Genomic DNA, 6,953 nt, shown 5'->3' with positions numbered 1-6,953 from the left:
GATAGGGGGTACTCTTGCCGGTAACCCAGCGGGTGTAGTTATTTAGACGCTTACTGTCCAGAATCGTCCCTTAAATGGTTGTTTCATGATGATTTTTCCTATTCTGAGATATAAGGACAGATTCTAGACAAGCCGGAATGACAAAATTAGGACGGAATGACGGACTAAGAAAAGGACAGTCCAGAAATCATTGCAACTTCCAATGAAAACTTGTTTTATTCGTCAGAACAAATTTACCGTGAGAAAACTATATTCCTGCTTCCGCAGGAATCCAGAGAACCCTCCACCATAGTTAATTTCATAGGCATTTGACAGAATTTAATATTTCACACCTATTATGGAGATTCCGGCAGCCTGGGCATCTTTAATAACCGCGTCCTTTTGGACTATCAGTGTGTTGTCTGCCTCAAGGCCCAGCACCCTGGCCTTTACTGTCTTCATTGCGGCTATCGTGTCAAGCCCGACGGCGGGATAGTCAAAGCGCTTGTCCTGGGCCGGTTTGCTGGTCTTTATAACAACCGCGCCCGACACTGCCAGTTCACCGCCTCTTAGGATGGCCATATCAGTGCCCTCAATTGCCTCGACCGCCATGACCGCGCGTCCCTTTACCACTATGGTTTGCCCGATGTCAAGCCGTCCCATTTCCTTTGCGAGGGGAAAACCAAAATCAATGTCCTTTTGCTCTTCCTTTGATAACCCTTTTTTTGTCAGAAGTCCGGCAGGGGTAATCATGCCCGATGTGAAGTCGGTTATGTTGAGCATGGTTATGCCTTCTGAGGCAAACTCCTCCACGAGGGCATTGAGAATGGAGTCGTCGTTGTGGTTTTTTAACTTCAACATGAACGACACTGTCCTCATATCCGGCATTGCCATGTTTTTATACAGAAGGGATTTGGGCACCTTTCCCGCCATAACGGCCTCAGTCAGGCCAGCCCCTTTCAGCGTCTTTATCAGTGCGCCGAGTTTGGCCACATTTACAGTGGTAAACTCATCAACATAGTCCCTGAGGGCCTCGTTGACGACCGGCTCAAGGCCAACCGCAAAGACCCGGTAGCCCTGTCGGCGTGCCTCGTCGGCAACCGCCATAGGCAGATAGCCCATGCCGGCGATTAATCCGATGGTCTTGGTCATGTCTTGCGGCATATACCCCTTTTGTTGTTAGATATGAACTCAATAAGCACCTTTATCTCATCGGTCATGTCCAGTTCATGTTCGACTTGTTTGATAGCCTCTTTTAATGTGTGTTTGTCGCGGAAGAGGATTTTATATGCCTTTTTCAGGTTTTGAATCTGCTCGTCAGTGAAACCCTTTCGTTTTAACCCGATGCTGTTGAGGCCGTAGAGTTTTGCCCTGGCACCAGAGGCAATTGTATACGGCGGGACATCCTGCCCGATACCGCTAAAGCCGCCGACCATTGAGTAAGCGCCTATTCTTGTAAACTGGTGTACCGCTACGATGCCGCCTATTACCGCGTGTTCCTCAACGATGACATGTCCGGCCAGCGTGGCAGCGTTTGCCATTACCACGTGATTGCCGACCTTACAGTCGTGGGCAATGTGGACGTATGCCATGATGAAGCAGTTGCTGCCTATTTCTGTCAGGCCATCACCGCCTACTGACGCCCTGTGGACTGTGGAGTATTCTCTGATTATTGTATCGCTGCCTATCCTGACGCCGGTTTTCCTACCATCGTATTTTAAATCCTGTGGCGGGAATCCAATTCCGGCAAAGGGGTGTATGGTGCAGTTAGCACCTATTTCCGTGTTGTCGTCAATCACGATATTTGAGATTAAGCGAGTGCCTTTAGCTATTTTAACGGCATTGCCTACTATGCAAAAAGGACCTATGACTGCCTCTTCGGCGATTTCTGTATCTGAGCCGACGATGGCTGTTGGGTGTATCTGCATAGTTATTTGACCTCCCCGGCGACGAGGTCTTTTACATCGGTTATCATTGCCGTGAACTCGGCCTCTGCCACTGTGTTGTCGTCCACTGTTGCCCTGCCGGAAAATCTCCAAACCTTGCCGCGTTTTTGGATGGTTTTTATGATGAGTTGCAGGCAGTCACCTGGTAGCACGGGTTTTCTAAACTTGGCCTTTTCTATACTCATAAAATACACCGTATTACCTTCTACCCCTGACTTAAAGGCCAGCACGCCTGAGACCTGTGCCAGTGCCTCAACGATTAACACACCCGGCATTACGGGATTGCCGGGGAAGTGGCCCTGGAAAAAAGGTTCGTTTATCGTTACGTTTTTTATCCCGACGGCGCTTTCTCCGGGCACCAGTTCGGTGACCTTATCTACCATCAAAAAGGGGTATCTATGCGGCAGTGTCTTTAGTATCTCCATAATGTTTATCATACTGTTATGTCCTCCTCGTATTTCATCCGACGTGTATTTTTAAACCCGTCATGATAAACGGGACCCCCATGTTAGTGTTTGATTGTTGTGTCTTTGCTTAACCCGGCCAATTGCCTCTCTAAAGTGTTTATCCTTTCGTTTAGCTCAGGCAGTTTTGAGAATAGTATAAACGACCTTTTGTGCTGTAAATGGGGGAGGGAGGGTGAACCCATGTAGGAACCAGCCTTGAGATTATCCATCACGCCGGACTGGGCACCCACCCTTACGCCTGATTCAATATCCACATGGTCAGAAACGCCGACCTGCCCGGCAAGTACGACATAGTCGCCAAGCGAGGAACTGCCGGCAATGGCCGACTGGGCAATGATGATTGAGTGTTTGCCAATCTTTACGTTATGCGCTATCTGGACGAGGTTGTCTATTTTAGTGCCAGCCCCTATTACCGTAGCACCCGTGGATGCCCTGTCTATGGTTGTGTTTGCGCCGATTTCTACGTCGTCTTCTATTATGACGGTACCTACCTGAGGGATTTTTATGTGCCGCCCGCCGTCCATTTCATAACCGAAACCGTCTGAACCTATTATCGCCCCGGGTTGGATTATAACCCGGCTGCCTATTGTTAAGTCCTCGCGTATGGTTACGTTAGGATAAATCACACACTCCTGCCCTATAACCGTGTTATCACCTATATAGACGCCGGGATAGACGGTAGTTTTATCTCCTATTACAGCGCCGGGACGGATACATGCCCCAAGGTATATGGTCACGTCCTTGCCGAGTGTTACCCCTTCAGCAATATGAGCGCCGTCCATGACGCCCAACGCAGTGTATTGCTTTACATAAAACATCCTCAGGAGTTTTGAAAAAGCAAGAGAGGGATTGCCAACAATGACCTGTGGGATTACAATATCCTGTTGTTCGCGCTTGACCAGCACGGCGCTTGCCTGTGAGTTTGCTAACTTATCGGCAAGCCTCCGGTCTGTGAGATATGTGATTTGGCCATCTTTGACGTCGTTGACGCCGCATGCCCCCTCGATATTTATGTCGTGGCCGCTTGTTACGCGGCCACCCAACATATCGGATATCTCAATGAGCTTCATACGGCAGACTATTTTTTCTTCAGATTGTTTAGTTTCTTTACAATCGTATCTGTCAGGTCAACATTTTCCATGGAATAGAGGACAGCGCTGCTTTCCAATATCGCCGTATATCCATCATCCTTTCCAATCTGGCGAATTAATCCCCTGATATCGGTGAAGACATCTTTTGTGAGATCGGCCTCTTTTTTCCTTACCTCTTCCTGAGCCTCAGCCGCCATTCTCTTCAAATCTCTGACCATGGTCTGCATTTCGTCCTGTTTTTTCTTCTTCGCATCTTCGGAAAGGGCAGAGCCTTTTTTGTCTAAATCGGCCTTCATAGCGTCAATTGCCTTTTCCTTTTCCTCAATCTTAGTCTGGTGGCCCTTTATCTGGACCTCTAACGCCTCTTTTGCCTTTTTGCCTGGCTCGGATTCGTTTATCACCTTTTGTATATCCACGAAACCAATTTTTACATTCTGCGGAGCAGCCTTCGCCGCCGAGGCAGCAAATATAAGCGCAACGACCATCACTAACACCATCGAAACTTTCTTCATCTTTCCTCCTAAGTATTTTTCAGTATCCACCACAGGACACTCCTCAGCTATGATACCCTATTTAATCCATTTTTAGCAATTTAAGAAAACCCCCGGGTTAAAAGAAACTCCCGAAAGAAAACTCAAATCTACCCATAGGCTCCCCGCTTGTCCTTCTGAGGTTAACGCCGTACTCAAGGCGTATCGGGCCAAATGGAGATATCCACCGTACACCGGCACCCGTTGTGTACTTGACATCGGTCAACGTTACGCCATTTCCAAAGGATGACCCAACATCCACGAAATACACGCCTTTTAATTTTATCTCAGGGAATATGGGGAATATAATTTCGTTATTCACCAATAACTGGCTGGTTCCTCCGATGTACGTGCCGTCAGAGTCCTGCGGCCCGGCCTCACCAAAACCAACACCCCTCAATGTAGTTATACCACCTACATAGAATCTTTCATATAACGGCAGCGGGTTGCCGCCATAACCGGACGCATAGCCGTACCTCCCCCTGATTGAGTATGTTGTTGAGCCGATAAACGGAAAGAACCATAGGGACTCAATGCCGGTTTTTATGAAATGATTGGAGCCCAATGCACCTGCGAAGGTAAAATACGCGCTGTTTCTTGAGCCGACCGTGGGGTCTATGTAGCTGTCTCTGGTGTCGCGCGATATGGACGGCGTAATGCTGCCCGTTGTTGAGTATCCCTGCTGGTCTATTATCAGTTGCGATGCCGTGTTTTGCACATCGTGTATGTCCACCGCCTCGAAACGGTAGGCAACGCCTGTCTCCCAATATTCCCAGAATCTCTTGCTTATGCCTATGACCACGCCGGTTGCCTTACGGCTGTAATCAATGTACGCCTTGTCCAGCCTGTAAATACTGCCGCTTAACGTGTATGGTTTATCCAGAAACCACGGTTTTTTATACGTAAACTCATAGAGGGAAGACCCGCCGAACTCTGTGGCTATCTTGGCGTAGTCTCCCGTGCCAAAGAGGTTTGTCTGGGTCAACTGAACCATTCCTATCACATGGTCAACCGAGCTGTAGCCACCGCCTACGCTTATAAAGCCCGTCATCTTCTCCTTTACCTTCACATCAACATCCACTATGTCGGAGTCGGGCTGCGGTTTTGGAGCTACATCAACATTGTCGAAGAAGTCGAGGTTTTTGATGTTTTGGTAGCTGCGCTTTATTTTTTTGCTGTCAAACGTGTCTCCTTCATTTATTGTCATCTCGCGCCTTAGTACCTTGTCGCGGGTTTTTGTGTTGTCGGAAAATTCTATAGTACCGATTTTATATACCTTGCCCTCTTCGATTCTCAGGTCAACCTTTACGGTAAGGGAGGTCTCGTTTGGGAACACGCCTGGGGTTACCGCCGCCGTTGCATAGCCCCTTTCCGTGTAGTAGTCGGTGATGGCGGCAATGGACTTGGTCAGCTCAGATTTGTTGAAGAGGCTTCCCGGCTTCATAAGGACAAGTTTCGAGAGATTATCATTGTCGAAGGCGGTATTGCCAGTCAGTTTAACAGACTCGAGGTTATACGGCTGGCCCTCGCTGATATCGAATCGCACGGTCAGGCCATTTTCGTTGACTTCCACCTTTGGCTCGGCAATTTTGACATTTAAATAGCCATGGTCCATGTAGAGGTTTTGGATATTTGAGATGTCCTCGTCAAGGGCGTCCTTTTTTACGAAACCTGTGCCGTCGAAAAATGAGAGTATCCACCACCTGGAGGTATTCAGCACCTTTTTAATCTGCTTTGTGGTCAGGTGTTCGTTTCCGGTTATCTCGACCTTGCGAATCTTGAGCTTAGGCCCCTCTTTAATCTGGAATGTCAGAGTGACCTCGCCGTCTCTGACGAAGTTGAGGATTGGATAAATCTCCGACTGATAATAGCCTTCGCTGTCATAGTAGTCCTTCATCTTTTTGACATTGTCCTGAATCAGGGTGTTGTCCGAGATAGAGCCAGCCGTGACGGTGATTTTTTCCTTGAGCTTTTTCTCGTCAAGTTCGTCGTTGCCGTAGAAGGTTATCTTGGTTATAGTAGGTTTTTCCTTGACAATATAAACGACCTTGAGTCCGCCTTCGAAAAACTCTGTTTCAACCTTGACGTCGTCGAAATATCCAAGTTTGTAAACGGCCTTGACGTCCTCGGATATCTTGTCCTGTGAGAGGGGTTGATTGGTTTTTTGAGTGAGCTTGGACTTTATAGCCCCTTCTTCGATTCGCTTAATGCCCCTGACCTCAATGGAGATAACGAGAGGTTCGGTGGAGGGCGCGGGGGATGCGGCTGGTGAAGGTGGCTGCGACGTTGGTTTTACGTTGGTTGAGGGTGCCGGTTCGGCCAGGACATAAGCCGGATAGTTCATAGTCAATATGAACGAAAGTGCAAGCGTAAATGTCAACAACATAGATATTAATCGTCTTAATCGGTTCGTTTTCATTTGATTTTTCCTCTAAAAAGTTATACTCGTTTAATTAAGTTACGCGCGGCCTAACAAGCAACACGCGCCCCGACAAGCCCGACGCGCATCAACGAGTTACTCACGCTGTTTAACTGCTCCAGTAGTATAAACATTTGAAGCATTCCTGTAAATAGTTTTTTTTATAAAACCGTGCGATAGTGAAATTATTTTTCAGGCGCTGGATTTTTCGAGGGTAGGGCAGGGCAAACGCGGTATGATCAAAGGACGGCAGGAGGTTACAAATGCAGGTTATGCACAGGGCTGGAATATCATCTTGTACCCATTTACCCCATGTCAAAATAATATATATTGTAATATCAACGATTTACTGGCTCAGTTACCAATTTAAAGGCTACAATAATGTCGTGTAGATACAATTTAGTAGCGTTTTTTGTTGAAAGCAGCCATTCAGGAAATCCATGCGAATAGGAAACCGGCGTATTTACTGGCTTTAGAGGGCATTCATGCGAATTTTGGACATATATATAAGGACAACGAAT

General features: G+C 47.5%; 6 protein-coding genes. All 6 read right to left on the bottom strand.

The annotated features are described in order from the left end of the window. Nucleotides 1-318: 318 nt before the first annotated feature. The gene (locus AB7D94_RS15610) at nt 319-1,143 is read right to left on the bottom strand and encodes an LpxI family protein (protein ID WP_420266917.1); all 825 of its coding nucleotides are present in this window, start codon (nt 1,141-1,143) and stop codon (nt 319-321) included. Next, entirely contained in the window at nt 1,128-1,907 is a 780-nt protein-coding gene (gene lpxA / locus AB7D94_RS15605) for an acyl-ACP--UDP-N-acetylglucosamine O-acyltransferase (RefSeq protein WP_420266916.1), read from the bottom strand. The genes AB7D94_RS15610 and lpxA overlap by 16 nt, the downstream gene beginning before the upstream one ends. Before the next feature lie 2 nt (nt 1,908-1,909). Then, nucleotides 1,910-2,362 carry a 3-hydroxyacyl-ACP dehydratase FabZ gene (fabZ, locus tag AB7D94_RS15600; protein WP_420266914.1) on the bottom strand — a complete coding sequence of 151 codons (453 nt, stop codon included), beginning with the start codon at nt 2,360-2,362 and terminating at the stop codon, nt 1,910-1,912. Nucleotides 2,363-2,433: 71 nt separating this feature from the next. Continuing rightward, nucleotides 2,434-3,462, bottom strand: a complete 1,029-nt coding sequence (lpxD, locus tag AB7D94_RS15595) for a UDP-3-O-(3-hydroxymyristoyl)glucosamine N-acyltransferase (RefSeq protein WP_420266913.1) — start codon at nt 3,460-3,462, stop codon at nt 2,434-2,436. An 8-nt stretch (nt 3,463-3,470) separates the two neighbouring features. Beyond that, complete coding sequence (locus AB7D94_RS15590; RefSeq protein ID WP_420266911.1) at nt 3,471-3,995, bottom strand: OmpH/Skp family outer membrane protein; 525 nt, start codon at nt 3,993-3,995, stop codon at nt 3,471-3,473. A gap of 97 nt (nt 3,996-4,092) precedes the next feature. Then, a complete protein-coding gene (bamA, locus tag AB7D94_RS15585; RefSeq protein WP_420266910.1) occupies nt 4,093-6,432 on the bottom strand; it encodes an outer membrane protein assembly factor BamA in 2,340 nt (779 codons plus the stop codon). Between the last annotated feature and the right edge of the window lie 521 nt (nt 6,433-6,953).

The sequence above is a fragment of the Candidatus Magnetominusculus dajiuhuensis genome (assembly GCF_046044395.1).
Classification (GTDB): domain Bacteria; phylum Nitrospirota; class Thermodesulfovibrionia; order Thermodesulfovibrionales; family Magnetobacteriaceae; genus Magnetominusculus; species Magnetominusculus dajiuhuensis.
Note: the sequence above shows the minus strand (reverse complement) of the source record. Positions and strands in the feature narration are given on the sequence as shown.

Bases quoted from the DNA above. Each gene is read 5' to 3' on its own strand.
- AB7D94_RS15610 (WP_420266917.1), bottom strand. From the start codon at position 1,143: ATGCCGCAAGACATGACCAAGACCATCGGATTAATCGCCGGCATGGGC.
- lpxA (WP_420266916.1), bottom strand. From the start codon at position 1,907: ATGCAGATACACCCAACAGCCATCGTCGGCTCAGATACAGAAATCGCC.
- fabZ (WP_420266914.1), bottom strand. From the start codon at position 2,362: ATGATAAACATTATGGAGATACTAAAGACACTGCCGCATAGATACCCC.
- lpxD (WP_420266913.1), bottom strand. From the start codon at position 3,462: ATGAAGCTCATTGAGATATCCGATATGTTGGGTGGCCGCGTAACAAGC.
- AB7D94_RS15590 (WP_420266911.1), bottom strand. From the start codon at position 3,995: ATGAAGAAAGTTTCGATGGTGTTAGTGATGGTCGTTGCGCTTATATTT.
- bamA (WP_420266910.1), bottom strand. From the start codon at position 6,432: ATGAAAACGAACCGATTAAGACGATTAATATCTATGTTGTTGACATTT.